Genomic DNA, 23,322 nt, shown 5'->3' with positions numbered 1-23,322 from the left:
CGGCTGCCGGATCAGCTAACGTCGGAGCCTGACAGAAAGGCTGCAAAATGGTCAGCGGGTCAGAGGACGTACTCAATAAGCCTGTCCCGGCGGGTGCATTGGGGACCCAAGCCTTGCATTCGCTGCCCGACATGAGAGACAACGCGGTATGGAACCCGCCAAGGTTGACCCTGATACCGTCATCGCCTGTCCGGTCTGCGATGCCTTGCATTTGGACAGGGATCTGCCGGATCGCGTGATCGCGCGCTGTATCAGGTGCGGCGAGGTTCTGGCAGCGCCACGGGCCGGCGCGATGACCCGGATCACCATGCTGGCGCTGACGGCGATCATCCTGATGGCGGCGGCGGTATTCTTTCCGTTCCTGCAACTCAGCGCCCAGGGCCTGGTTCAGCGGGCATCCGTTTTCGATGCGATCATGGCGTTCTCGCGTGGCCTGATGGCGCCTCTCTCGGTTGCCGTCGCACTTTTGATCGTTTTGCTCCCGGTTGCCCGATTTGGTGCAATACTCTACGCTCTGGCGCCCATGGCTCTTGGCTGGCATCCCGCGCCCCATGCGCTGAATGCCTTTCGGTGGGCCCAACGTCTCAAGCCCTGGGCAATGGCCGAGATCTTCATCGTCGGAGTGGCCGTGGCCTTGGTCAAGGTCGCAGGTCTTGCGCGGGTCGAGCTTGGGCCAGCGTTCTGGGCGTTCTCGGCGCTGGTCGTCATTACCGTTTTGAAAGACAACTTCATGTGCAGGCTGACCGTATGGAAAACGCTGGACGCGCGCAGCCGGTCCTGACGGCCCGCCGCGCGGGTCTTGTCGGGTGCCGTGTTTGCGGTCGGGTGAACCGACCGGACCGGTCGCGTTGTGTCCGCTGTCAGAGCCATATCGCTCCGCGGGAGCCTCGCAGTCTGCAACGGGTCTGGGCATGGCTGGTCGCAGGCCTCGTTGCGTACATTCCCGCCAACACCTACCCGATGCTCAGCACGTCAAGCCTGGGCAAGACCAGCGAAGATACGATCCTTGGGGGCGTTGTCGAACTTGCGGGCCACGGGTCCTACGGTGTCGCACTGATCGTGTTCGTTGCGAGCATCGTGATCCCCATCGCCAAGTTCCTTGCTATCGGCTACCTGGCATTTTCAATCCAACATCGCGTGGCTTTGAAACCGCATGCCCGGCACAAGCTTTACGAGGTTGTCGAGTTCATTGGTCGATGGTCAATGATCGATGTTTTTGTCGTGGCCATCCTTTCGGCGCTCGTCCAGCTTGATTTTGCCGCGACAATAAACCCTGGTATCGCCGCGGTAAGTTTCGCGCTGTCCGTTGCCTTTACCATGCTCTCCGCGCAGAGTTTCGATCCGCGTCTGATCTGGGACGCAAACGAAAGAGACGATGTATGAGCGATCCCGGCCCAGCAGATTTGCAGATCACGGCGCCGCGCCGATCCTTCTGGCGCAACCTGTCGATTGTCTGGCTGGTTCCGGTTCTGGCGTTGGCCGTGTCTCTGGCCATTGTCTGGCAGAGCTACAATGATCGCGGCGTCTTGATCGAGATCCAGTTTGCCAATGCGGCGGGGATCGTACCGGGCGAGACGACTTTGCGGTACCGGGACGTCGTGATCGGCAATGTCGAGGATATCGGCTTTAGCGGAGATCTGACGCAGGTGGTCGTGTCCGCGCGGATCGACAAGCAGGTTGCCCCGTTTCTCGACGAAGACGCGACCTTCTGGGTTGTGCGGCCAGAGGTCAGCGCACGTGGTATCACCGGGCTAAGTACCGTCCTGTCCGGCGTCTACATCGAAGGTGCATGGGACCAGACGCCCGGCGAGGTGACAACGTCGTTTCGCGGCGTGTCCCGACCGCCTCTGGTCCAGCCGGGACGTGACGGTCGCCGCATCACGCTGAGAACCGAAGACGGCAAGATGATCAGTGCGGGCGCTCCGGTCCTGTTTCGCGGCATCGAGGTCGGGCGCCTTGAACAGCCCCGGCTTACGCTCAGCGGGCGCACGATCGTTGTGGACGCCTTTATCGACGCCCCGCATGACAGACGGATCAATTCCGCGACGCGGTTCTGGGACAGTTCGGGCTTTTCCATTTCGCTGGGAACAGGCGGGCTGTCGCTGGATGTTGACAGCCTGGCGTCTCTGGTGGCCGGTGGTATCGAATTCGATACGGTTTTTGACGGTGGCCGCCCAGTCAGCCCCGGATACATCTTCGAGATTTACCCCGATGAGGCGGCTGCAAGGCGCACGGCATTTGCGCGGACGCTGGCGGGCGGTGTGGCGGTTGCGGTGGCATTCGACGAGTCAGTGGCGGGCCTGTCGAACGGGGCCGCGGTTCAGTTCGGCGGGATCCGTGTGGGTGAGGTTCGCGCGATCACTGCCGCGATGGAAGACGATGTTTCGGGTCCGGATGTTCAGCTTGTTGCGACGCTGAACCTTGAGCCGTCCTTGCTGGGCCTTCCCGCCGACGCGGATGAAGCCGCCACCTTTGACTATCTTGAAGAGGCGGTCCAGGCTGGCATGCGGGCACGCCTTACATCTGCAAGTCTTCTGGGTGCGGAGCTGATCGTTGAGCTTGTGACCCTTCCCGACGCGGAGCCGGCTGTGTTCGAACGATCTGCCGAGCCACTTCCAAGACTGCCCAGCGTCCCTTCGGATTTGCCGAGCTTTGCCGCGACTGCCGAAGGTGTTCTAGAGCGGATCAACGAGCTTCCCATCGAAGAGCTGCTCAGCCAGGCCATCCGGACGATGGCGAGCATTGAAACCCTGGCATCCGCCGAAAGCACACGGCGCACGCCCGAGGCCGCGGTGGCCTTGCTTGAAGAGACCCGTATGCTGATTGCGGACCCTGAAATGCGGGCCTTGCCTGGAGAGTTGCGCGCCGCGATCGCCGATCTGCGCACGGTCGTCGCGGACCTGCAGCAACAGGACATCGTTTCCACTCTGGCGGCCGCCCTCGAACGGACGAATGCCGCGGCCGCGGATATTGCCCTTGCAAGCGAAGAGGTGCCGGCCTTGATCACGGATCTTCGGGCCTTGACCGCCAAGGCGAACGGGCTTGAGGCCGAAGAGCTGATCCTGGCGGCGCGCCGCGTTCTTGACAGTACAGACGCCTTGATCGGAACCGAAGAGGCCCGGGACCTGCCCCCCGCGCTGACGCAAGCGCTGAACGAGGTGCGTATGACCTTGAGCGCGCTGCGGGACGGTGGGCTGATTGAGAATGCAAATGCGACGATGGGGTCCGCCCGAAGCGCCGCCGACGCGGTGGCCGAGGCTGCCAGCGGTTTGCCGGCCCTTTCGCAACGCCTCGAACAACTGGTTCGTCGATCGGAGGTTCTGATCGCCGCATACGGTGATCGGTCTGACTTCAATACCCAAACCCTTGGAGCGCTGCGCGAGATCAAAGAGGCTGCCCGTGCCGTTTCGACACTCGCGCGACGGATCGAGCGTGATCCCAATTCCCTCTTATTTGGACGCTGACATGTTGATGCGGATTCTTCTTCTGACCCTGGGCCTGTTGCTGGCCGCCTGCACCGCTGGCAACGCACCGCGATATCTGATCGATGCAGGTGCAGACGGTGATCTTGTGCGCATTGTGCCGGGCTCTGTCGAAGTCCGTGACGTGTCGCTCCCCGCTTATGCATCCGCCTCGGAAATCGTGGCCCAGGGAGAGGATGGAGCGCTTTATGAGCAAGGCGATGCGCTTTGGGCGGACGATCCGGTCAGGGGCGTGACGGGGGCTCTTGTCCGGGCTGTTGGGTCAAGAACCTCTGCCGACATTGCTGCCGAACCATGGCCGCTTGCAGATCGTCCCGACGTCACCATCGATGTGCGTGTCGATGATATGTTTGCCGGGGCGGATGGGATTTTCATTCTCAGGGGGCAATTCGCCCTCTCATCCCCTGATCGCGTTTTGCGTGAGACGGTCCGCCGGTTCGATATCGCCACACCGGTTGCGGGGCAGGGGACCGAAGCCATCACAAGGGCGCAGGCAAGCGCCCTGAGCCGCCTCGCAGACGAGATCATCGCGTCGATGCGATAAAGATAGCGCAGTCCCTTTGGATCGCGCTGACATAGCAAAGACGGTTCGGCCTTGCTCGGTACGAGGCATGCAAATTGATCCTGAGAGGGATGCAACCCGAGTTGCGGATATGGTCGGAGTGGCGAGATTCGAACTCACGACCCCTGCCTCCCGAAGACAGTGCTCTACCAGGCTGAGCTACACTCCGACCGTGCAGCGCGGGATAGACGAGGAATCGGGACTTGGCAAGGTGCCAATCACCCGCCGCGTGCGTCGAGTTTGGCGCGAAAGGCGTCGAAGTCCGCTCTTGCGATCCGGTAAGATATCTTTTCGAAAGGCTCGGCGCCGATCCTAGTGTGCAACTTTTGAGAAGCAGGATTGCTGCTGTCGGTTTGCCAATCCACGCGAACGCATCCCTGACGATCTGCCGTTTCAAGCAGAGCCGAGAGCAACGCACCGCCCACGCCCTTTCCCTGCGCGTCGGGGAGTACGAAAACCTCCTTGAGATACAGGGCGGTGCCGTTGATTGCGGGAGAGGTCGGAGCCTATGTGGCGAAGCCGCGCGGTGTTTACGCCTCACGGGCGAGTAAGCCGGACATATGACGCTTCTGCGCGAGAAGGTCGAGTATCCTGGCCTCCTCCGCAGGGGAGGGGGCGGGGATGTCGTAGTAGGTGAGACAGGCCCGATAAAGCTGGGCAAAGGCGGCCCTGTCCCGGTTGCTTTAAGGGGTGACCGAGATCACAGGCTGTCGTCGAGTGCCCCAAGGATCGCGTCGCCCATTCCCGAGGTCGAGACGGGCGTCACGCCGTCCTCGCCCAGCAGGTCCGCGGTGCGCGCACCGTCGGCAAGCACCTTTTCAACCGCGGTTTCGACACGTGTTGCCTCGTCGCCCATGTCGAATGAGTAGCGCAACGCCATGGCAAGGCTGAGAATGCAGGCAATCGGGTTGGCTTTGCCCTGACCCGCGATGTCGGGGGCGGAGCCATGAACCGGTTCATACAACGCCTTGGGACGGCCATTTGCCATCGGCGCGCCCAGCGAGGCAGAGGGCAGCATCCCCAACGAGCCGGTCAGCATGGCCGCTGCATCCGAAAGCAGATCACCGAAGAGGTTGTCCGTCACGATCACGTCGAATTGCTTGGGCCAGCGGCAAAGCTGCATCGCACCGGCATCGGCATACATGTGGCTGAGTTCAACATCCGGGTAGTCTTCGTCGTGAACCTTCTGGACCACTTCGCGCCAAAGAATGCCGCTTTCCATGACATTGGCCTTCTCCATTGAGCAGACCTTGTTGCCGCGACGACGGGCCAGTTCGAAAGCCGAGCGGGCCACGCGGTCAATCTCGCTTTCGGTGTAGCGCTGGGTGTTGATGCCGACGCGTTCGTTGCCTTCCTCGATGATGCCGCGCGGCTCTCCAAAGTAGATGCCGGAGGTCAGCTCACGCACGATCATGATGTCGAGACCTGCCACCACATCCTTTTTCAGCGATGAGAAATCGGCGAGCGCGTCAAAACACTGAGCCGGGCGCAGGTTGGCGAAAAGGTCCATCTCCTTGCGCAGACGCAACAGGCCACGCTCGGGCTTCACGCTGAAATCAAGGGCGTCGTATTTCGGGCCACCGACGGCGCCCAGAAGAACGGCATCGACCTCCTGCGCCTTTGCCATCGTGTCGTCATGCAACGGAGTGCCATGCGCGTCATATGCCGCGCCGCCGACAAGATCTTCACTGATCTCGAAGGTGATGCCGCGTTTGCTGCCGAACCAGTCGATGATCCGGGTCACTTCCGCCATGACTTCGGGGCCAATGCCATCTCCGGGCAGGATGAGAAGCGAAGGGTTGCTCATGACGGTCTCCTTGGTCTGCGACGCGCAGGGCCTAGCCCGGACCGCTGCCAGCGTCAATGTCATGATCCGCCCGGCAAATCGCCTTCAGACCTTCGGACAGGTGATCCCAGACACGTTGCATCCTTGGCGTATGGCGCAGCGTTTGGTGCGCGGTCAGCCAAACCTCAAGGGGCGGGATCTCCAGATCGAGGTGAACCTCCTCGACCGCCGGGTCTGCACGTCCGATCCCAACCTGGCCAAACCCCACACCGCAGCCGGCCCTGAGCAAGTGCCAATAGGTGGCCTGGTTGTCGCACCGAACGGCGAAATCCTCGGGCTCCAGCGGCCAGCCCAGATCGCGGGTGGCCTGCAGAATGGTGTCGTTTTCATCATAGCCGATCAAATCGTGATCCAGCAGATCACCGATCGTTCGCGGTGGGACACGATCGGCCAGATAACTCCGTGCCGCGAACACGCCGATCTCAAGCTGTCCGATCCTTTGCGTGACCACGTCAAGCTGCGTGGGGCGGTACATGCGCACCGCGATGTCAGCTTCACGAAACAGCAGGTTCTCTGTTTCATCCGACGGGATCAGCACGATCTGAATGTCGGGCTCCTTACGGCGCAGATCCGCAATTAGGCGCGGAAGCACAAGGTGTGACGCGACAACGCTTGCCGTAACCCGGACGGTCCCGCTGATGGCCTGGGTTTGCCCGGCAGCCGTCAGCGTGAAAGCCCCCATCGCATCGCGCATCGCCTGGGCGAGAGGCAGCATGCTGCGCGCGGTTTCGGTCAGCGTCAGCCCGCGCGCATGGCGGTGAAACAGATCCGCGCCAAGATGTGTTTCAAGCGCCCGGATGTGCCGGCCCAGGGTGGGTTGGCTCCGTCCCAGCCTTTTGGCGGCGGCGGAGAGAGATCCTGTTTCCGCGACGGCAAGGAAACTTTGGACCAAAGACCAATCGGTCGCTGCAAGTCGGTTATCCATTCAATAATGAATACACGATGGTCGTCATTGCGCAATTCCAATCCAGACCTGGTCAAATATGTTTGGATCAGCATCAATCATGGAAGTTCGCTATGACAAAAAGCATTCTTGTTTTGGGCGCGACCGGGCGTTTCGGGCGCAACGTCGCCGCCACGTTTGAGGCGGCCGGCTGGCACGTCAAACGCTTTGATCGCAAGCGGGGGACGTTGCTCCAGGCCGCGATGGGCGTTGACGTCATCGCCAATGGATGGAACCCGCCGTACCCCGATTGGCCCGAACAGGTTCCGCACCTGACCAAGCAGGTGATCGAGGCAGCGGCAAGCACCGGCGCAACCGTGCTTATGGCGGGGAATGTTTATGTGTTCGGCCCAGACAATCCCGACACGGTTTGGTCGGCTGGCTCACCCCACCGCGCGACCAACACGCTGGGCCGCATCCGGATCGAGATGGAGGAACAGTATCGCCTTTCGGGCGTGCCTACGATCTTGCTGCGGGCAGGCGATTTCATCGACACAGAGCGGTCAGGCAACTGGTTCGACCGCATCTTGATCAAGTCGCTTGAGAAAGGGCAGATGACCTATCCGGGCAATCCCGACATTCCGCATGCCTGGGCCTATCTGCCGGACGTGGCGCGTGCGGCGCTGGCGCTGGTTGAGATGCGCTCGGACCTGCCGACCTTCATCGATGTCCCCTTTCCGGGCTACACGTTAAGCGGGCGCGAGCTGGCGGCCGGATTGGGGCGGGTCACGGCGAAAGACATCACTTTGCGTCCAATGGCCTGGTGGCCGCTTTGGCTGGCCACCCCCTTCTGGACGCTCGCAAAGAGCCTGCGTGAGATGCGCTATCTCTGGAATACGCCGCATCAGATGGACGATGCGGACTTCAAGACCTTGCTGCCGGACTTTCAGTCAACGCCCGTCGACACCGCACTGGCGTCGGCCATCCGTTAGTTTGTGAGATCGATATCGACCCAGACCATCCGATGGCGGCTGGCTCCTGCGCCAGCCGCGTCGTCTTCGGGCCAGTATACGCCCGAGCCGGAGAGACGCAGATCACGGGATGGCAGAACATAGTCGACCCGAAGCCGGCCCGGACCGGGATCGGGCCAGTCGACCGTCGCCAATCCGCCGTTCGGGGCGCCCTGAGGGGCGGGATCCTGGACCCTTGGGTCGGCGATCAGATCCTTGATGGCCTCACGTCGGCCATCGCTGCGGCCAGGATCGAGATTGGCACTGCCCGCGATCACGAAGGATTGCTCAGGGGGTGGACCAAAGGCGCCATCCAGATAAAGCGTCCAAAAGCGAATCTCGTCGTGATTGCGGCGCCCGTTCAGATCTTCCGGCCCGTCGAAGACCGGCGGAGTGGCATGAAACGTCAGAAGATGAAGGTCCGTTCCGTTGGGAAGCTGAAACGGCACAACCCAATGGCCCGAGGAGGACAGGCGCTGAATGGCCTGAGCCTCGGGCGAGGGGAAGGCGGTGCCGTCCTCATGGCGCGGTAAAAGGGCGCCGGGCAGATCCCGCCAAAGCAGATCGGTGAAGTCCTGAATCTCGTCACTCCGAATGGGATAACGGGACAGAACCGCCATCGCACCCTGACCGGAGAACCGGCCATATCCTTGGGCATCGCGCGCCTCCCCCATCCGACCGTTGCCATCCATATCCAGACCGGTCGAGCGTCCGCGGTTCGTGGGGCGCCACAAAAGATGATCATAGGTCAGACCCAGATCGGAAAGCGCATCGGCAAAGGCGCGCAGGGCGACGCCGTCCTGATCGTGGTCGAAGCCTTGCAAGGCAACGATATCCGGGCGCACCGCCAGCAACGTATCGTAGACCGCTTTGAGATCCTGATCCTGCCCCCGCATTATGTCGCGCAGAAGCAGGCCGGGCCCCGAGCGTTGCAATTCCACATTCCAGGTTGCGATGCGCACTGTGTCTGCGGCATGGGCAACCGCGCCATACAGGCAGAACGCGAACAAGATCGCGATCTGGCGTGCGCGTCTTGTCATACCGTCTGCGCGGCCTCCGCATTGGCGTAGGTTCTGCGGCGCTGTTCCTCGATCAGGTCTCCGATCCGGGACATTGCGATACCGCGCATGATGATGCTGGCCGGCAGGAAGGCCCAAGCGCTGATGGTCCAGATCAGGGTGTGTGGGTTGTGCAGGATCGCAGGATCAATGATCGCCGACGCCATTTTCATGAGCGCCGGTATCAGGAAGGGGAGCAGCACACCAAGTATGATGTTGATCCGTGCATCGCGGTGCAGCCGCTGTACCACGTCTCCCCCCGTTGTGGGGTCGAAAAGGGGCAGGTTGATCCAGACATTGAACGACCCCGCGCCGGTCGGCCAGCCGAGCAACCGAACCAGCATCAGGAAGATCAGGGTTGCGAGAAAAGCGATTGTATAGGCGACACCGGCGGACATCCGGACCGCTTCGTAAAGCGCCAAAGGCGCGTCCGACGGCAGAATTAGAATGACAAGCCGCACCGGAGAATAGGGAAAGTCGACGGCATCCCCGATCAGGCCGCCCAGTGACGCGACAAGCGTCGTCAGTCCGGTCGGGGCGACAGCATGCTTTGCCATGACCGTCAGAAAGAACACCGTAGCAAACAACGCGATAAAGCGAATGCGATTGAGCGGCGGCGCGTCTCGAAATTCGACGATGCTTGGGTAGGCGGTATTGTACTCCAGAAAGGTGAGCACGGCCGCGATGAGCGCCAGGAGCAAGATCAGTTCTGGCCCGCCCGAAACGATGCCCGGAACAAGAAGTGCAGGTGTTGCAATAAGTATCGCAACCAAAACGGCGCGCATCGCTGCGCCTGTGATCCGTGCAATCACTGTTCGATCCCTTCAAACTGGTCGAGCGCGATACGATGCCGCACCCTTGTCCAACTTGATCCCGCTTTTGCGCGGTATGCCTCAATATTGCCTCATTTGTGCCTTGTTTCGGGCAGTGGCTCAAGTCGTGATCCCAATTCATTAAAAAATCACGGCAAAAGCGTGAAGAAACTGGTGCGTCTTTGCATCAAATCCGCAACGTATTTGCGGCTTTGGAGCGGCTCGCACCAGATATGGTAGCGGGGTATCGGCGCGCTACTACGGCTCTGCGGACCATGAAAAAGCCGTGCCCCGTTAAGGACACGGCATATTCTTGCCGGTAATGTTAATACGCTAGACCCAGGGGCGCTGTTGAGAGGCCTGCGCCTCGTAAGCGTCGATGCTTTCTGACTTTTCCATGGTCAGACCGATGTCATCGAGACCTTCAAGAAGGCAGTGCTTTTTGAAGGGATCGACCTCGAACGAAAATGTCTCTCCATCGGATGTGGTGATTGTCTGGGTTTCAAGATCGATCGTCATCCGGGCGTTTTCGCCTTTCTCCGCATCTTTCATCAGAACGTCGACAACCTCTTGCGGAAGGGCAATCGGAAGGATGCCATTCTTGAAGCAGTTGTTAAAGAAGATGTCGGCGAAGGACGGGGCGATCACACAGCGGATACCAAAGTCCTCAATCGCCCAGGGCGCGTGTTCCCGAGACGATCCGCAGCCGAAATTGTCGCCGGCAACGAGGATCTCTGCCTTGCGATAGGCGTCTTTGTTCAGCACGAAATCGGGGTTCTCGCCGCCATCGGGATGATAGCGCATTTCGTCGAAAAGGTTCACCCCAAGACCCGACCGTTTGATGGTTTTGAGGAATTGCTTGGGGATGATCATATCGGTGTCGATGTTGATCAGCGGAAGCGGTGCCGCAATCCCCGTGACTGTTTTGAATTTGTCCATTCGAAAGGATCCTGTTCAGGCCGTGCCCCCGCCCTTGGCGCGGATGCCGTCTCAACGGCGGAGGCGCGGTGCCAGTTACATCAAGTCGCGAACATCCGTGAGCCGTCCGGTCACCGCGGCAGCAGCTGCCATTGCCGGGCTCATCAAATGCGTTCGACCGCCGCGTCCCTGTCGCCCCTCGAAGTTGCGGTTCGACGTCGCGGCGCAGCGCTCTCCCGGCTCAAGCTGATCGGGGTTCATGGCCAGGCACATGGAACATCCCGCAAGGCGCCACTCGAAACCGGCTTCCTTGAAGATGTCGGCGATGCCTTCCTCTTCGGCCTGTGCGCGCACGAGGCCTGACCCGGGAACGACCATGGCGCGGACCCCGTCTGCGATCCTTTTGCCTTTCAGGATATCGGCTGCCGCGCGCAGGTCTTCGATGCGCCCGTTGGTGCAGGAGCCGATGAAGACAGCGTCGATCTTGATGTCGCGAAGCGGGGTACCCGCCTCCAGCCCCATATATTCAAGGGAGCGTTTGGCGGCATCGACCTTTCCGCCATCAAAGCTGTCGGGGGCTGGCACGGCGTCGGTGATCGGCAGCACATCTTCGGGCGAGGTTCCCCAGGTGACGACCGGCGCGATATCTTCACCGCGGATCGTGATCACCTTGTCCCATTCCGCATCGTCGTCGGAGTAAAGCGTTTTCCACCACGCCAGCGCGGCCTCCCATTGCGCGCCTTTCGGTGCATGCGGCCGGCCCTGCACGTAAGCGAATGTGGTCTCATCAGGCGCGATCAGGCCGGCGCGGGCGCCGCCCTCGATGGCCATGTTGCAGACGGTCATGCGGCCTTCCATAGACAGTGACCGGATTGCTTCGCCGCAATATTCGATGACATAACCGGTCCCGCCGGCGGTTCCGGTCTTTCCGATCACCGAAAGGGTGATGTCTTTCGCCGTGACGCCGGGGCGGAGTTGGCCGGTAATCTCCACCTTCATGTTTTTCGACTTCTTCTGGATCAGTGTTTGCGTGGCCAGAACATGTTCAACCTCGGAGGTGCCGATCCCGTGTGCCAAGGCACCGAAAGCACCATGCGTGGCGGTATGGCTGTCGCCGCAGACAACGGTCATGCCCGGAAGGGTCCAGCCCTGTTCGGGGCCGACGATATGCACGATACCCTGCCGGATGTCCGAGACCGGGTAATAGTGCACACCGAAATCCCGTGCATTCTTGTCGAGCGCTTCGACCTGAATGCGGCTTTCCTCGTTGTCGATATGCTTGTCGCGACCGGGCGTTGTCGGAACGTTGTGATCAGGCACCGCGATGGTCTTTTCGGGTGCGCGCACTTTCCGGCCCGACATGCGCAGCCCTTCGAAGGCCTGAGGGCTTGTCACCTCGTGCACGAGATGGCGATCGATATAGAGAAGGCAGGTGCCGTCGTCGGCTTCATGCGCGACATGGGCATCCCAGATTTTATCGTAGAGTGTTTTGGGGGACATCGGTCCTCTCCCGTCAGATGGCTGTGAAACTGGCTTGAAGGAGGTGTCGCAGATTATAGGCGCGCAAGAACCGTTCGCGTTGCCCCGAAAAAGCGCTCGCGCAGCCGCACGCGGTCGGAACTGTCCAGGATCAGGGCAAAGACGGGTTGCATTGGGAGCAGATACTATGTCGCACCCCCGCAGGCAAGGTTTGAAGTGATCCGAGCGATGCCGGCCTTCGTACCGCAAATATGGTGAATGCTTTTAAAATATATGCTCTGGGATTGATCGTCGCGGTCGTGGCGCTGACGATCGCTGTTGTGGCACGCGCGGATATGTACAAAGGGTACGAACAACCCCCCTTTGCGGTTAACAAGATCGACGGGGATATCGAACTTCGGCGCTACGCTCCGCACATCGTGGCGGAGGTGCAGGTCGATGGGTCCCGCGAGCAGGCGATCAGACGGGGTTTCCGTGTCTTGGCGGACTTCATTTTCGGCGGCAATGAGAGCGGCGAAAGCGTCGCGATGACTGTGCCTGTCAGCCAACTGCCCGGGGACGGGGTCTGGACCGTAAGGTTCATGATGCCGGCAGCCTACCGGATCGAAGATTTGCCGCGCCCCTCGTCCGACAGCATCCGATTTGTCGAGACCGGGCCAGAAGAGCATTTGGTGATCCGCTTTTCCGGCTTGGCGACAACACGCGCGCTGGCCACAAAGACGCAGACACTCATGCAATATGCAGCCGATCAGGGACTAAAAGTTGCCGGTCCCGCCCGGTATCATTTCTACGATGACCCGTTCACGCTCCCCTGGAACCGACGCAACGAAGTCTCGATCCCGCTTTCATAAGCGGCTTGTGACGAGTGGTCTGTCTCTGAATTCCTGGCCGGTCTTCCTCGGGCTTTCCGGTCTCACGCTTACACTCATATTTGCTGGTCTTGATCCGGGCGTGTCCGAAGGCGTTAGCGGAGCGGCAAGTCTCTTGTTCTGGGGGTTGCAGGTTTTTGGACTTCTATCGATCTTTGCCGTCTTGCAGGTCGGGCTCACGCGTTTGGTGTCACCTGTAAAAGCAGGGCCTTGGCTTCAGATTGCGGTGGTTGCACTGGCCGGATCTGCGGTCTTCACGCCCGTCGCCATGGTTCTTGACCAGCTTTTTGGCGTTGCGCCGGACCCGGCCGAGGCGGAGCAGGGCATAATCCTTGCCTTTCTGGATGAATTTACCGCGCTCGCTCCTCCGGCCACTTTGTGCTGGCTGGCCCTGAATGCTGTTCCGCTTTTGCGGCTTGAGCCGCTCAAAGGCCGCGCGGTGGAAGCTGAGCCCGGTCAGCCCGCCTTTTGGGAGCGGGTGCCGACCCATCTTGGTCAGACGCTCTGCGCGTTAAGCGCTGAGTTACATTATCTGCGGGTCTACACCGACAAGGGCGATGCGCTGATCCTGTATCCATTCGGCCAAGCGGTCGAGGATGTCGCGGATGCGGGTGTTCAGATCCACCGCTCTCATTGGGTGGCGGACGCTGCGGTGGAGGATGTCGAAACGCAAGGCAGGTCGATGTCATTACGCTTGAAAACCGGGCTTTCCCTGCCGGTCAGCCGGTCACGCATGGCTGCGATCCGCACGCGGTTCGAAGGGCGGCGCCAAGGCTGACGCCCATTCGTGCAAAAGCCCGTCCCGTTGGTGCAATCAGGCTGGATCGAACCCTTTCGGTCCGCATTCTCGACGGCATCGACAAAGCCAAAGAGGTGCAGCCATCATGCTGAAATCAAGTCTATATGCCGGAGCCGCCATCTTGCTCGCCGCGGGTCACGCGCAGGCCGAAGGGTTCTACCTGAAAGCCTGGGGTGGCTTCGCCAATCTGTCGGATTCAGATGTCACTGGGACCGGTGGCGCGGCCAGTGGCGCTGCGTCTTTCGACAGCGGGCCAGCCGTGGGTGGCGCGTTCGGATATATCTATCCCGGAGACCGTCTGCGCGCGGAGGTGGAGTTTGGCTATCGCAGTGGCGATACATCCTCGATCTCGGGCGCGTTGGGCGGGTCGGGCGACTTCGCCGCAACCATCCTCATGGTGAATGGCTATTACAGTTTCCCCACCGCCACCGCATCGCGCTGGACGCCGTATGTGGGCGCAGGCCTCGGATACGTGACCGAGATCGACTTTGACGTCGCAGGAGGGGCGAGCCCCGGTGAATATAGCGATCGCGGCGGGTTGGCCGGTCAAATCATGGCCGGGGTCGACTATGCGCTCAGCGATCAACTGACGCTGAACACCGAATTGCGATATGTCAGCGCCGGTTCCGTCGATCTTGCCGGCCCCGGCGGCAGCCAGCTTTCGGCGGATTTTGACAGCCTCGACGTTCTGATCGGTTTGCGCTTCAACTTTTAGGTGACTTGCCAGATCGGCCCGCCGCGTGCGATTTTGCCAAAAAAGGCGGGCTGATGGATCAAGAGCAGACGAATTTCGCATCTCTTACGGACACCGCTTTGAGTGTCTGGACCGATGTGCTGGTGTTTCTGCAGGGGCTTCTGACCCCGGGCTGGCGTCAGAACCAGGTCCTCATCATACTTGCGCTGATGGCAGCGGCTTATGTTCTGAAGCTGGTGACCGAACCCCGCCTCCAGGCCTGGGCCCGCAGTCGGGAGGGCTGGCCGAAATGGCGGCTGCGCCTGATCGTCCAGGTGCGCCAGCGGCTTCTTTTGATCTTCTTCGCGCTCATGGCCTGGTTCATCTATCTGGTCATGCAGCAGGTCACCTGGCCATCGCGCAGTTATTGGATCGGCCTTGCCGCGACACTTGTCACCGTGTGGCTCTTTATCGGTTTCGCGGCGCGGATCGTCAGAAACAAGTTTCTGCGTCGGCTGGTCAGCTGGTCGCTCTGGATCTATGCGACGCTTTATTATCTGACCCTCGTCGACGAGACGACCGCGTTTCTGGACAGCCTGGATTTCAATATCGGAGAGGTAAGGCTGTCGGTCCTTACGATCCTGACGGCGCTGGTGGTGATCGGCATCATGTTCACTGCGGCGCGGCTGATCGCGCAGACGGCCTCTTCGAATATCCGCCGCAACGAGGACATTTCTCCTTCGATGCAGGTGCTGGCCGTCAAGGGCGTGCAGGTCTTCGTCTACGGCGCCGCGATCCTGATCGGTGTTCAATCGGTCGGAATCGATCTGACGGGCCTCGCCTTTCTGTCCGGGGCGATTGGACTAGGTCTGGGCTTTGGCCTTCAGAAGGTCGTGTCGAACCTCGTCTCAGGGGTCATCATCCTGCTGGACAAGTCGATCAAGCCGGGTGACGTCATCTCACTGGGTGAAACCTTCGGCTGGATCAATTCGCTTGGCGCGCGCTATGTTTCAGTCGTAACCCGGGACGGGAAAGAGTTCCTGATCCCGAATGAGGATCTGATCACCGGCCAGGTGGTCAACTGGTCTCATTCGAACGAGTTTGTGCGGCTCGATATCTATTTCGGCACGGCCTATCACGATGACCCTCACAAGGTGCGCGCCATTGCCGTGGAGGCCGCGCAGCGTGTTGAGCGTGTTCTCGATTTCAAACCGCCCGTGTGCCACATCGTGGGCTTTGGGGACAGCAGCGTCGATTACATATTGCGGTTCTGGATCACTGACCCGACCGGGGGGCTGACGAATATTCGTGGCAATGTCTATCTCGCGCTTTGGGATGCCTTTCAGGCGCACGGTATCTCGATCCCGTTTCCGCAGCGCGAGGTGCGGATGCTGGAAGAACCCAGCGAGAAGCATCCCGTTCTGACGTTGCAGGACGGGGCGGGTTCACGTTCCTGACGTCACCTGCAAAAGCTGCTTGAGCGCGGCGTGGGAGCCGGAAAGCGAGAAGCTGACCGTGCCAAACTCGGTTTCCACGAGCCATTCAATCGCGGATTGAAACCGTTCGATGTCTTCGGCCGCAAATGCGAAGCTGATGGTCGCGCGTCGGGTTTCGTGGTCATAGGCGCTGATCATCTTGTTTTCATCCAGGATCAGAGACGCCGACAGACCGTCCTTGCGCACAAGGCGGGAGGTGACCGATGTCACCACGGCGGGCGTCGAGAGCGTGAGCGTTGCCAGCCACCCATCATGCTCGGAGATATAGTAGATGAGCGCGTGGCGATCCGGATAGACGACGCCCGCTCCGGGCGCATCTTCCTGGTAGAAGATGACCTCTGGCGTGAAAACCGCCCAGCGGGTATCGCCGCTGGCAGCCGCCTCCCGGACCGACAGGCAAAGCGCGATGAAATAGAGCGCAAGTGTCATCACTGGTGCGGGGCTTCGCCGCATCCGCATCTCCTCCCGATATCTCACCGGGTGACCCTAGCGCCTTTGAATTCATTTGTAAAAACAATGAAGACGCAACGTGCCTGTGCAATCTCGCGCTGCCCCTTTATCAGTTTCATTGAAATGTCACCTTTGGCTTGTTACCCTTGATATACGCCCTGCGCCGGGGTTTTGGCGGCGCGTTACATGGAGGACACCGTTCTGTCATCCCACGTTGATGCGGCATATGCCGCTGACGATCGGACTGGTCGGATGGCCAGCCAACCCGAGCCTTCCAGCGAAGAGCTGTTGGCGCGCATCATATCCTCACTGCAAGACGACAAGGCTGAAGAGGTTGTGCAGATTGACCTGCGCGGCAAGACAGCCATCGGCGACTACATGGTGATTTGTTCGGGCCGCTCTACACGTCAGGTGGCGGCGATGGCCGAAAAGCTCGTGGATCGCCTCAAGCAGGAGTTCGGGCGGCTCAGCCGCGTCGAAGGCAAAGATGCCGGAGACTGGGTGCTGATCGATACCGGCGATGTGGTCGTCCATATCTTTCGGCCCGAGGTGCGCGAGTTCTATCAGCTTGAAAAGATGTGGTTGCCGGCGGGGACCGCGGCGCAGGAAGCCTGATCTTTCTGAATGCGCGTTCACATTTGCGCGGTGGGTCGGCTGAGGTCGGGTGAGGAGCGCGCGCTCACGGACGACTATCTCAAACGGTTCAACCGAACCGGCCGGGCGTTGGGTCTGGGCCCGGCGAGCGAGCGCGAGGTGGAGGATCGCAAGTCACGCGGCATGGCCGCTGAAGCGGATCTTTTGCGGGGCGTCATTCCAACCGCGGCATATGTCGTGACACTTGATGAACGCGGCAGCCTTATGACGTCCCCCGATTTCGCCGCCAAGCTGGATCGATGGCGAGGGGATGTTCGGGATGTTGCCTTTGTGATCGGCGGCGCGGATGGCATTGACCGTGGGTTGCGAGCCGAAGCTCAGTTTAGCTTGTCTTTTGGAAAGATGGTCTGGCCGCATATGCTGGTGCGTGTGATGCTGGCCGAGCAATTGTACCGGGCCGCGACAATCCTGGCGGGTGGCCCATACCACCGGAGTTAACTGCTTTGGAAATGAGGCGGGCTTGCCCGACACGTGATATCCGGTCCTCTCCTACGGAGAAGACCGGTTGCCGCCCCTAAGCAGACTGTCAGGGCAAGTCGACCGTGGTGATTGCGCTCCACCCGTCGACGGAACAGCGCGCCTCGATCTGGACCTGAGTGAGGCCTTCGGGAATGGCGACGCCGGAAAGAGAGCGGGTGAACGGCTGCTCGGTCTCGTGCGGGTGGTGCAGGACCCGCATGCCCAATTCGTTGCCGTCCATATCGAGAACCCGCCAGCCGTCCGCGTAGTGATCCCAACCGGTGTCGGGGTGGCGGATCGTGACGTCAAAACGCCAGGTCGTACCGGATTTGGTGGCCGTTACCTCTTCGATCTGGGGCGGATCGGCAGCAAGTGGGGCTGCGAGAAGAAGCGCGAAGACTGCAAAAAAATATCTCATGCCGTCAGCATAAGGGATCGGGAAAGGTTTGTCTGTCACGAGACCGTGTGACGCCCGGATCTTTGGACTTGCGATTTCGCAAAATTGGTAATATTAATTTACCAAAAGAGGAGAAGTGCCATGGAAATGCCGACCCCCGACCCCCTGATCCTGTCGCGCAAAGCGCGTCTGGAGGCGCGGTTGCGTGACGTTCTGCCGGCGGACGCGGTCATCTCCGATGAAGCGGAGACGCGCGCTTACGAATGCGATGCGCTGACGGCTTATAAATGTCCTCCGATGCTGGCCGTGCTGCCGGCCTCGACCCAGGAGGTGTCGGACGTCTTGCGCATTTGTCACGACGAAGGCGTGCCGGTGGTGCCGCGCGGGTCAGGAACATCTCTGGCAGGGGGGGCGCTGCCGACCGCGGATTGCGTGATCCTGGGCGTGGCGCGGATGAACGAGGTCCTGGAGACGGATTATGAAAACCGCATCATCCGCGTTCAATCCGGACGGACAAATCTCAGCGTCACAGGCGCGGTCGAAGAAGAAGACTTTTTCTATGCGCCGGATCCGTCCTCGCAGCTTGCCTGCGCGATTGCGGGCAATATCGCGATGAATTCTGGCGGGGCGCATTGCCTGAAATACGGGGTGACCACCAACAATCTTCTGGGCGTCACGATGGTGATGATGGACGGCACCGTTATCGAGATCGGCGGCGCGCATCTGGATGCGGGTGGTCTGGACCTGCTGGGCGTCATCTGCGGCTCTGAAGGGCAGTTGGGCGTGGTGACGGAGGCGACGCTGCGCATACTGCGCAAGCCGGAGGGCGCGAGGCCGGTGCTGATGGGGTTCGACGACAACGAGGTCGCGGGCGCCTGCGTTAGCGACATCATCAAGGCGGGTGTTTTGCCGGTGGCAATCGAGTTCATGGATCGGCTTTGCATCCAGAGCTGCGAGAATTTCGCCAAGGCGGGTTACCCCGATTGCGAGGCGCTTCTGATCGTGGAAGTCGAGGGATCCGAGGCGGAGATTGACGAACAGCTTGAGAAGATCGTGGAGATCGCCAAGCGCCATAATCCGGTTGCGCTGAAAGAAAGCGGATCGGCGGAGGAGAGCGCCAAGATCTGGCTGGGTCGCAAAAGCGCTTTTGGCGCGATGGGGCAGATCAACGATTACATGTGCCTGGATGGCACGATCCCGGTATCGAGCCTGCCTTACGTGTTGCGGCGGATCGGCGAAATGTCGGAGGAGTTCGGGCTGGATGTGGGCAATGTGTTTCACGCCGGCGACGGCAATATGCATCCCCTGATCCTGTTTGATGCCAATAAGCCGGGGGATCTTGAGACGTGTGAGGCGTTCGGGGCGGAGATCCTGAAGCTGTGTGTGGAGGTTGGAGGCTGTCTGACCGGTGAGCACGGCGTGGGCATCGAAAAGCGAGATCTGATGCTGCACCAGTATTCGCCCGAAGATCTGGAGGCACAGATGGCGGTCAAGGATGTGTTCGACCCGCATTGGCTGTTGAACCCGGCGAAGGTCTTTCCCCTGTCGGTGTCCGAGGGCCGGCGGACCGCAAGACTGGCCGCGGAGTAACCCCGGGGGCCAGCCCCCGGACCCCCGCCGTATTGGGATCGAGAAGAAGCATGCTGAGACCCGAGACAGAGGCCGATCTGGCCGACATCATTGTAGACGCAGATGGACCATTGGCCGTGCAGGGCGGTGGGACCAGGGGCATGACCCCCGAGGGCGAGGCGCTGAGCACATCGGGGCTGAGCGGCATCACACTTTACGAGCCGGGCGCGCTGACCCTGGTGGCACAGGCCGGGACACCGGTGGCCGAGATCGAGGCGGCGCTTGCGGCGGAGAACCAGCGGCTGGCCTTTGAGCCGATGGATCATCGGGCGCTTCTGGGCACAAGCGGCGAGCCCACGATCGGAGGGGTGATGGCCGCGAATGTCAGCGGGCCCAGGCGCATACAGGCCGGGGCGGCGCGGGACTTCCTGCTGGGTGTGCGATATGTCGATGGCGCGGGGGCGATCGTCAAGAATGGCGGTCGGGTGATGAAGAACGTCACGGGATATGATCTCGTGAAGCTGATGAGCGGGGCCTGTGGGACGCTTGGCGTATTGAGCGAAGTGTCCTTCAAGGTCCTGCCGGGTGTTGAGGCCGAGCTGACCCTGCAACTGTCCGGTCTGGAGGACAGAGATGCCGTTCGCGCGATGTCGGCTGCCCTGTCTTCTCCCTACGAGGTGACAGCCGCAGCGCATGATCCGGCGACGAAAGTCACGTCGTTGCGCCTGGAAGGGTTTGCCCGATCTGTCCTCTATCGTGCGGGGGCTCTGACAGAGGCGCTTGGGTCTTTTGGTCCGGCAGAGGTTGAGCAGGATGTCACGAAATCGCGAGAGCTTTGGAGAAGCATTCGGGATGTTGAGGCTTTTGCCGGGGCGCCCGGCGATGTCTGGCGGATCTCGACGAAACCGACCGACGCACCGGCGCTTGTTGCGCGGCTTCGGCCGGAGGCGGCACTTTACGACTGGGGCGGCGGCCTGATCTGGCTGCGTCTGCCCGAAGGCACGGATTTGCGTGCCAAGGCAGGGCAAATTGATGGACATGCAACACTTGTCCGCGGAGCTCCGAAGATCCGGCAGAGCCTTGGCATGTTCCAACCTCAGCCTGCGCCTTTGGCGGCCCTGTCCGCTGGTTTGCGGGCGCGGTTCGATCCGCGCGGAATACTGAATGCCGGACTGATGGGATGAATGCAGCGCTTGTTCTGGCCTATGCGCTCATCTTCCTTTTGGGTCCCGCGTTTGCTCTGGTGCTTCTCAGCCGCGCGCCCGGAGGTCGGGAAGTGCGGTTGCTTGGCGGTGGTATTGGCCTGCTGATCGTCGGGGCTTTTGGCTGGTCGCTGATGGCGACAGGCGGGGCCTTCGTCACACCGCTGCTGCTATGGGTTGCGTGGGTGATCTCGATGGCGCTGGTGGGTCAGGTTCTGCGACTGATGTTGGAGGATCCGCCAAAAGCCCGCCGCTGGACCGCCGCGGTCGCGGCGATAGGGGCCACGATCCCGTGGTTCGGAATTGTAATCGCACAGACGATGGCAGGTTAGATGCAGACACATTTTACCGAAGAGCAGCTCGCCGATCCGGCGATCCAACGCTCGAACGAGATCTTGCGCAGTTGCGTGCATTGCGGATTTTGCACCGCGACCTGCCCGACCTATCAGGTATTGGGTGACGAGCTCGACAGTCCGCGTGGGCGGATTTACCTGATCAAGGACATGCTGGAAAATGAACGTGTCCCGGATGAAAAGACCGTCAAGCACATTGATCGGTGTCTGAGCTGCCTGGCCTGCATGACCACCTGCCCGTCTGGGGTCCACTATATGCACCTGGTCGATCACGCGCGGGAATATATCGAGCAGCACTATGACCGGCCATGGAGTGACCGGGCCCTGCGCTGGGTTCTGGCGCGGATCCTGCCCTATCCGATGCGGTTTCGCGTGGCCTTGCTGGCGGCGAAGATCGGGCGCCCGTTCGCGCCGCTGGTCCCGGATGCGCGGCTGCGCGCGATGCTCGACATGGCGCCCCGGCAGATCCCGCCGGTGAGCCGCAACGACGATCCGCAAAGCTTCGAACCGGCGGGGGCGCGTCGCAAGCGGGTTGCCCTGATGACCGGCTGCGCACAACGGGCGCTGAATACCGACATCAACGACGCGACGATCAGGCTACTGACACGGCTGGGATGCGAAGTGGTGGTGGCGGAGGGTGCGGGGTGCTGCGGGGCGCTGACACACCATATGGGCAAGACGTCCGAAAGCCATGCCACGGCCGCCAAGAATATCAAGGCCTGGGCCCGGGAACTGGACGGTGAGGGGCTGGATGCCATTGTCATCAACACCAGCGGATGTGGGACGACGGTCAAGGATTACGGTCACATGTTCCGAAACGAAGCCCTGGCACAGGATGCAGCCCGGGTGTCCGAGCTGGCGAAGGACGTGTCAGAAGTGCTGATCGAGCTTCTGCCGGAAGGCGCCAGCGCATTCGAAAAAGCCCCTGCCGATGATGCGGCGGGCCCTGTGACCGTGGCTTATCATGCGGCTTGTTCACTGCAGCACGGCCAACAGATCAAGACCTACCCGAAGGATCTGCTGAAACGGGCAGGCTTTCACGTGGTTGAACCTGCGGACAGCCATCTTTGCTGTGGATCTGCCGGAACCTACAACCTGATGCAGCCCGAGATCTCGAAGAAACTCAAGGATCGCAAAGTGAAGACGCTGGAGGCAAAGACCCCGGATGTCATCGCTGCGGGGAATATCGGCTGTATGATGCAGATCGGTTCGGGAACGGAGGTTCCTGTTGTGCACACCGTGGAACTTCTTGATTGGATGACGGGGGGTCCGAAGCCGCCCGCGCTTGCAGGTATGAGCGATAAACCGCCGGAAGTGCCGATCCTGCGATAGGTCGTCAGGGTCGTGCCCCAATTTCGCCTTAACTCGCAGCTATCGCGGCAGGTGACGGATAAAGGAGTTTTCTCTTGCGGCGCCTGCTCATTGCATTTGTTTTTTCGGTCATTCCTCTAACGGCTCAGGCTCAGGATGCGCGGTTGCAAAGTCTTGATACGACCGATGCCGGCCGCGCATGGCAGGCGGTGGGACAGCTCGACATCAGCGGAGCGGGCTTTTGTACCGGAGCGCTGATCGCGCCCGACCTTGTCTTGACGGCGGCGCATTGTCTTTTTGACAAGACTACCGGAAAGCAGATCAACCCGGAAACGATAGAGTTTCGCGCCGGCTGGCGCAATGGCCGCGCGTCGGCCTACCGTATGGTCAAACGTGCGGTCGTGCATCCGAACTATGATTACGGCGATGCGGTGTCGTCCGAACGGGTGCGTAACGATGTGGCGCTGCTAGAGCTGCGCCGGGAAATCCGAAATACAACCGTTGTTCCCTTTGAGACCGCGCCGCGCCCCGTGGCGGGCGACCAGGTCGGCGTAGTGTCCTATGCGATGGATCGTGCGAACGCGCCTTCCCTTCAGGAAGTCTGTGCGGTGCTGGCGCGCCAGCAGGGTGTTCTGGTGATGTCCTGCAATGTGGATTTCGGATCTTCGGGCGCTCCGATTTTCAGTTTTGAGGCAGGGCGCCCGCAGATCGTGTCGGTCGTATCCGCGAAGGCCGAAGTCCACGGCGAGAAAGTCGCCCTGGGCACGGCGCTCGATGAGCCACTCAGCCTTTTAAAGGCCCGTCTGGAGGCGGGAGAGGGGTTTGCCGTCGCACCAGCGCCGCGCGTCAACCGCATCACCGTGGGGGACGCCCGGCGCGAAACGGGTGCGAAATTCGTGCGTCCGGGCGGGTCTTGACAGGCGGTTTATCGCTTCCCATCTGAGGAATGTCGGGATGCCAAAGCTGGGTTCCGGCGCTTTCAAACCGGGCTCGTCCGAATGGAGGGCTCATGTCAACATCGCTCAACGAATGAGGATAAC

Annotated in this window: 25 protein-coding genes and 1 tRNA gene; 16 read left to right on the top strand and 10 right to left on the bottom strand. The window is 60.9% G+C overall.

Features of this window, described 5'->3' with window-relative positions:
• Positions 1–148 precede the first annotated feature (148 nt).
• Genes CFI11_RS18425 through CFI11_RS18410 form a run of 4 tightly spaced genes read left to right on the top strand, consistent with a single transcriptional unit; the run spans position 149 to position 4,026 of the window.
• Positions 149–781, top strand: a complete 633-nt coding sequence (locus tag CFI11_RS18425; protein WP_130408578.1) for a paraquat-inducible protein A — start codon at positions 149–151, stop codon at positions 779–781.
• Positions 748–1,383: a paraquat-inducible protein A gene (locus tag CFI11_RS18420; RefSeq protein ID WP_130408576.1), complete on the top strand. Its 636-nt coding sequence runs from the start codon at positions 748–750 to the stop codon at positions 1,381–1,383. The genes CFI11_RS18425 and CFI11_RS18420 overlap by 34 nt, the downstream gene beginning before the upstream one ends.
• Positions 1,380–3,464, top strand: a complete 2,085-nt coding sequence (locus CFI11_RS18415) for an intermembrane transport protein PqiB (protein WP_130408574.1) — start codon at positions 1,380–1,382, stop codon at positions 3,462–3,464. Before CFI11_RS18420 ends, CFI11_RS18415 begins: the two co-directional genes overlap by 4 nt.
• Positions 3,465–3,471: 7 nt before the next feature.
• Positions 3,472–4,026: a membrane integrity-associated transporter subunit PqiC gene (locus CFI11_RS18410; protein WP_254448955.1), complete on the top strand. Its 555-nt coding sequence runs from the start codon at positions 3,472–3,474 to the stop codon at positions 4,024–4,026.
• A gap of 110 nt (positions 4,027–4,136) precedes the next feature.
• On the opposite strand, the gene CFI11_RS18405 is transcribed toward CFI11_RS18410, so the two are convergent.
• The 4 genes from CFI11_RS18405 to CFI11_RS18390 form a co-directional block, all read right to left on the bottom strand.
• A tRNA-Pro gene (locus CFI11_RS18405) sits at positions 4,137–4,213 on the bottom strand.
• 49 nt (positions 4,214–4,262) lie between these two features.
• Positions 4,263–4,517, bottom strand: coding sequence for a GNAT family N-acetyltransferase (locus tag CFI11_RS24990; RefSeq protein ID WP_371687485.1), 255 nt, complete (start codon positions 4,515–4,517; stop codon positions 4,263–4,265).
• A 227-nt stretch (positions 4,518–4,744) separates the two neighbouring features.
• Positions 4,745–5,851, bottom strand: coding sequence for a 3-isopropylmalate dehydrogenase (gene leuB, locus CFI11_RS18395; protein WP_130408570.1), 1,107 nt, complete (start codon positions 5,849–5,851; stop codon positions 4,745–4,747).
• Positions 5,852–5,882: 31 nt separating this feature from the next.
• Entirely contained in the window at positions 5,883–6,815 is a 933-nt protein-coding gene (locus CFI11_RS18390; RefSeq protein ID WP_130408568.1) for a LysR family transcriptional regulator, read from the bottom strand.
• Positions 6,816–6,907: 92 nt separating this feature from the next.
• Between CFI11_RS18390 and CFI11_RS18385 the strand changes: the two genes are divergently transcribed.
• Entirely contained in the window at positions 6,908–7,765 is an 858-nt protein-coding gene (locus CFI11_RS18385) for an epimerase (RefSeq protein WP_130408566.1), read from the top strand.
• Here CFI11_RS18385 and CFI11_RS18380 read toward each other — a convergent pair.
• The 4 genes from CFI11_RS18380 to leuC form a co-directional block, all read right to left on the bottom strand.
• Entirely contained in the window at positions 7,762–8,823 is a 1,062-nt protein-coding gene (locus CFI11_RS18380; RefSeq protein WP_130408564.1) for an endonuclease/exonuclease/phosphatase family protein, read from the bottom strand. The two genes, CFI11_RS18385 and CFI11_RS18380, sit on opposite strands and share 4 nt — an antisense overlap.
• Entirely contained in the window at positions 8,820–9,653 is an 834-nt protein-coding gene (locus tag CFI11_RS18375) for a hypothetical protein (protein WP_130408562.1), read from the bottom strand. The genes CFI11_RS18380 and CFI11_RS18375 overlap by 4 nt, the downstream gene beginning before the upstream one ends.
• Positions 9,654–9,986: 333 nt before the next feature.
• Positions 9,987–10,592 carry a 3-isopropylmalate dehydratase small subunit gene (gene leuD, locus CFI11_RS18370; RefSeq protein WP_130408560.1) on the bottom strand — a complete coding sequence of 202 codons (606 nt, stop codon included), beginning with the start codon at positions 10,590–10,592 and terminating at the stop codon, positions 9,987–9,989.
• Between the two features lie 75 nt (positions 10,593–10,667).
• A complete protein-coding gene (gene leuC / locus CFI11_RS18365; RefSeq protein WP_130408558.1) occupies positions 10,668–12,071 on the bottom strand; it encodes a 3-isopropylmalate dehydratase large subunit in 1,404 nt (467 codons plus the stop codon).
• 278 nt (positions 12,072–12,349) lie between these two features.
• On the opposite strand from leuC, the gene CFI11_RS18355 reads away from it, so the two are divergent.
• The 4 genes from CFI11_RS18355 (at position 12,350) to CFI11_RS18340 (ending at position 15,848) form a co-directional block, all read left to right on the top strand.
• Positions 12,350–12,901, top strand: coding sequence for a heme-binding protein (locus tag CFI11_RS18355; RefSeq protein WP_254448954.1), 552 nt, complete (start codon positions 12,350–12,352; stop codon positions 12,899–12,901).
• A 7-nt stretch (positions 12,902–12,908) separates the two neighbouring features.
• Entirely contained in the window at positions 12,909–13,697 is a 789-nt protein-coding gene (locus CFI11_RS18350; protein WP_165390304.1) for a LytTR family DNA-binding domain-containing protein, read from the top strand.
• Between the two features lie 106 nt (positions 13,698–13,803).
• Complete coding sequence (locus CFI11_RS18345; protein ID WP_130408552.1) at positions 13,804–14,433, top strand: outer membrane protein; 630 nt, start codon at positions 13,804–13,806, stop codon at positions 14,431–14,433.
• A gap of 53 nt (positions 14,434–14,486) precedes the next feature.
• Positions 14,487–15,848 (top strand): mechanosensitive ion channel family protein, encoded by a 1,362-nt coding sequence (locus CFI11_RS18340; protein WP_130408550.1) that lies wholly within the window; start codon positions 14,487–14,489, stop codon positions 15,846–15,848.
• On the opposite strand, the gene CFI11_RS18335 is transcribed toward CFI11_RS18340, so the two are convergent.
• A complete protein-coding gene (locus tag CFI11_RS18335; RefSeq protein ID WP_130408549.1) occupies positions 15,837–16,340 on the bottom strand; it encodes a hypothetical protein in 504 nt (167 codons plus the stop codon). The genes CFI11_RS18340 and CFI11_RS18335 overlap by 12 nt on opposite strands.
• 249 nt (positions 16,341–16,589) lie before the next feature.
• On the opposite strand from CFI11_RS18335, the gene rsfS reads away from it, so the two are divergent.
• Positions 16,590–16,952, top strand: a complete 363-nt coding sequence (gene rsfS / locus CFI11_RS18330) for a ribosome silencing factor (protein WP_130410077.1) — start codon at positions 16,590–16,592, stop codon at positions 16,950–16,952.
• 9 nt (positions 16,953–16,961) lie between these two features.
• The gene (gene rlmH / locus CFI11_RS18325) at positions 16,962–17,429 is read left to right on the top strand and encodes a 23S rRNA (pseudouridine(1915)-N(3))-methyltransferase RlmH (protein WP_130408547.1); all 468 of its coding nucleotides are present in this window, start codon (positions 16,962–16,964) and stop codon (positions 17,427–17,429) included.
• An 88-nt stretch (positions 17,430–17,517) separates the two neighbouring features.
• Here the strand turns inward: rlmH and CFI11_RS18320 are convergent, their stop codons facing one another.
• Positions 17,518–17,868 carry a hypothetical protein gene (locus CFI11_RS18320; RefSeq protein ID WP_130408545.1) on the bottom strand — a complete coding sequence of 117 codons (351 nt, stop codon included), beginning with the start codon at positions 17,866–17,868 and terminating at the stop codon, positions 17,518–17,520.
• Positions 17,869–17,988: 120 nt separating this feature from the next.
• Between CFI11_RS18320 and CFI11_RS18315 the strand changes: the two genes are divergently transcribed.
• From CFI11_RS18315 to CFI11_RS18295, 5 genes are all read left to right on the top strand, one after another.
• Complete coding sequence (locus tag CFI11_RS18315) at positions 17,989–19,437, top strand: FAD-linked oxidase C-terminal domain-containing protein (RefSeq protein WP_130408543.1); 1,449 nt, start codon at positions 17,989–17,991, stop codon at positions 19,435–19,437.
• Positions 19,438–19,487: 50 nt separating this feature from the next.
• Positions 19,488–20,600, top strand: a complete 1,113-nt coding sequence (locus CFI11_RS18310) for an FAD-binding protein (protein WP_130408541.1) — start codon at positions 19,488–19,490, stop codon at positions 20,598–20,600.
• Complete coding sequence (locus CFI11_RS18305; RefSeq protein ID WP_130408539.1) at positions 20,597–20,950, top strand: hypothetical protein; 354 nt, start codon at positions 20,597–20,599, stop codon at positions 20,948–20,950. The genes CFI11_RS18310 and CFI11_RS18305 overlap by 4 nt, the downstream gene beginning before the upstream one ends.
• Entirely contained in the window at positions 20,951–22,303 is a 1,353-nt protein-coding gene (gene glcF, locus CFI11_RS18300; RefSeq protein WP_130408537.1) for a glycolate oxidase subunit GlcF, read from the top strand.
• Between the two features lie 74 nt (positions 22,304–22,377).
• Positions 22,378–23,199, top strand: coding sequence for a serine protease (locus CFI11_RS18295; RefSeq protein WP_130408535.1), 822 nt, complete (start codon positions 22,378–22,380; stop codon positions 23,197–23,199).
• Positions 23,200–23,322 lie beyond the last annotated feature (123 nt).

Source organism: Thalassococcus sp. S3, assembly GCF_004216475.1.
Lineage (GTDB): Bacteria > Pseudomonadota > Alphaproteobacteria > Rhodobacterales > Rhodobacteraceae.
Note: the sequence above shows the minus strand (reverse complement) of the source record. Positions and strands in the feature narration are given on the sequence as shown.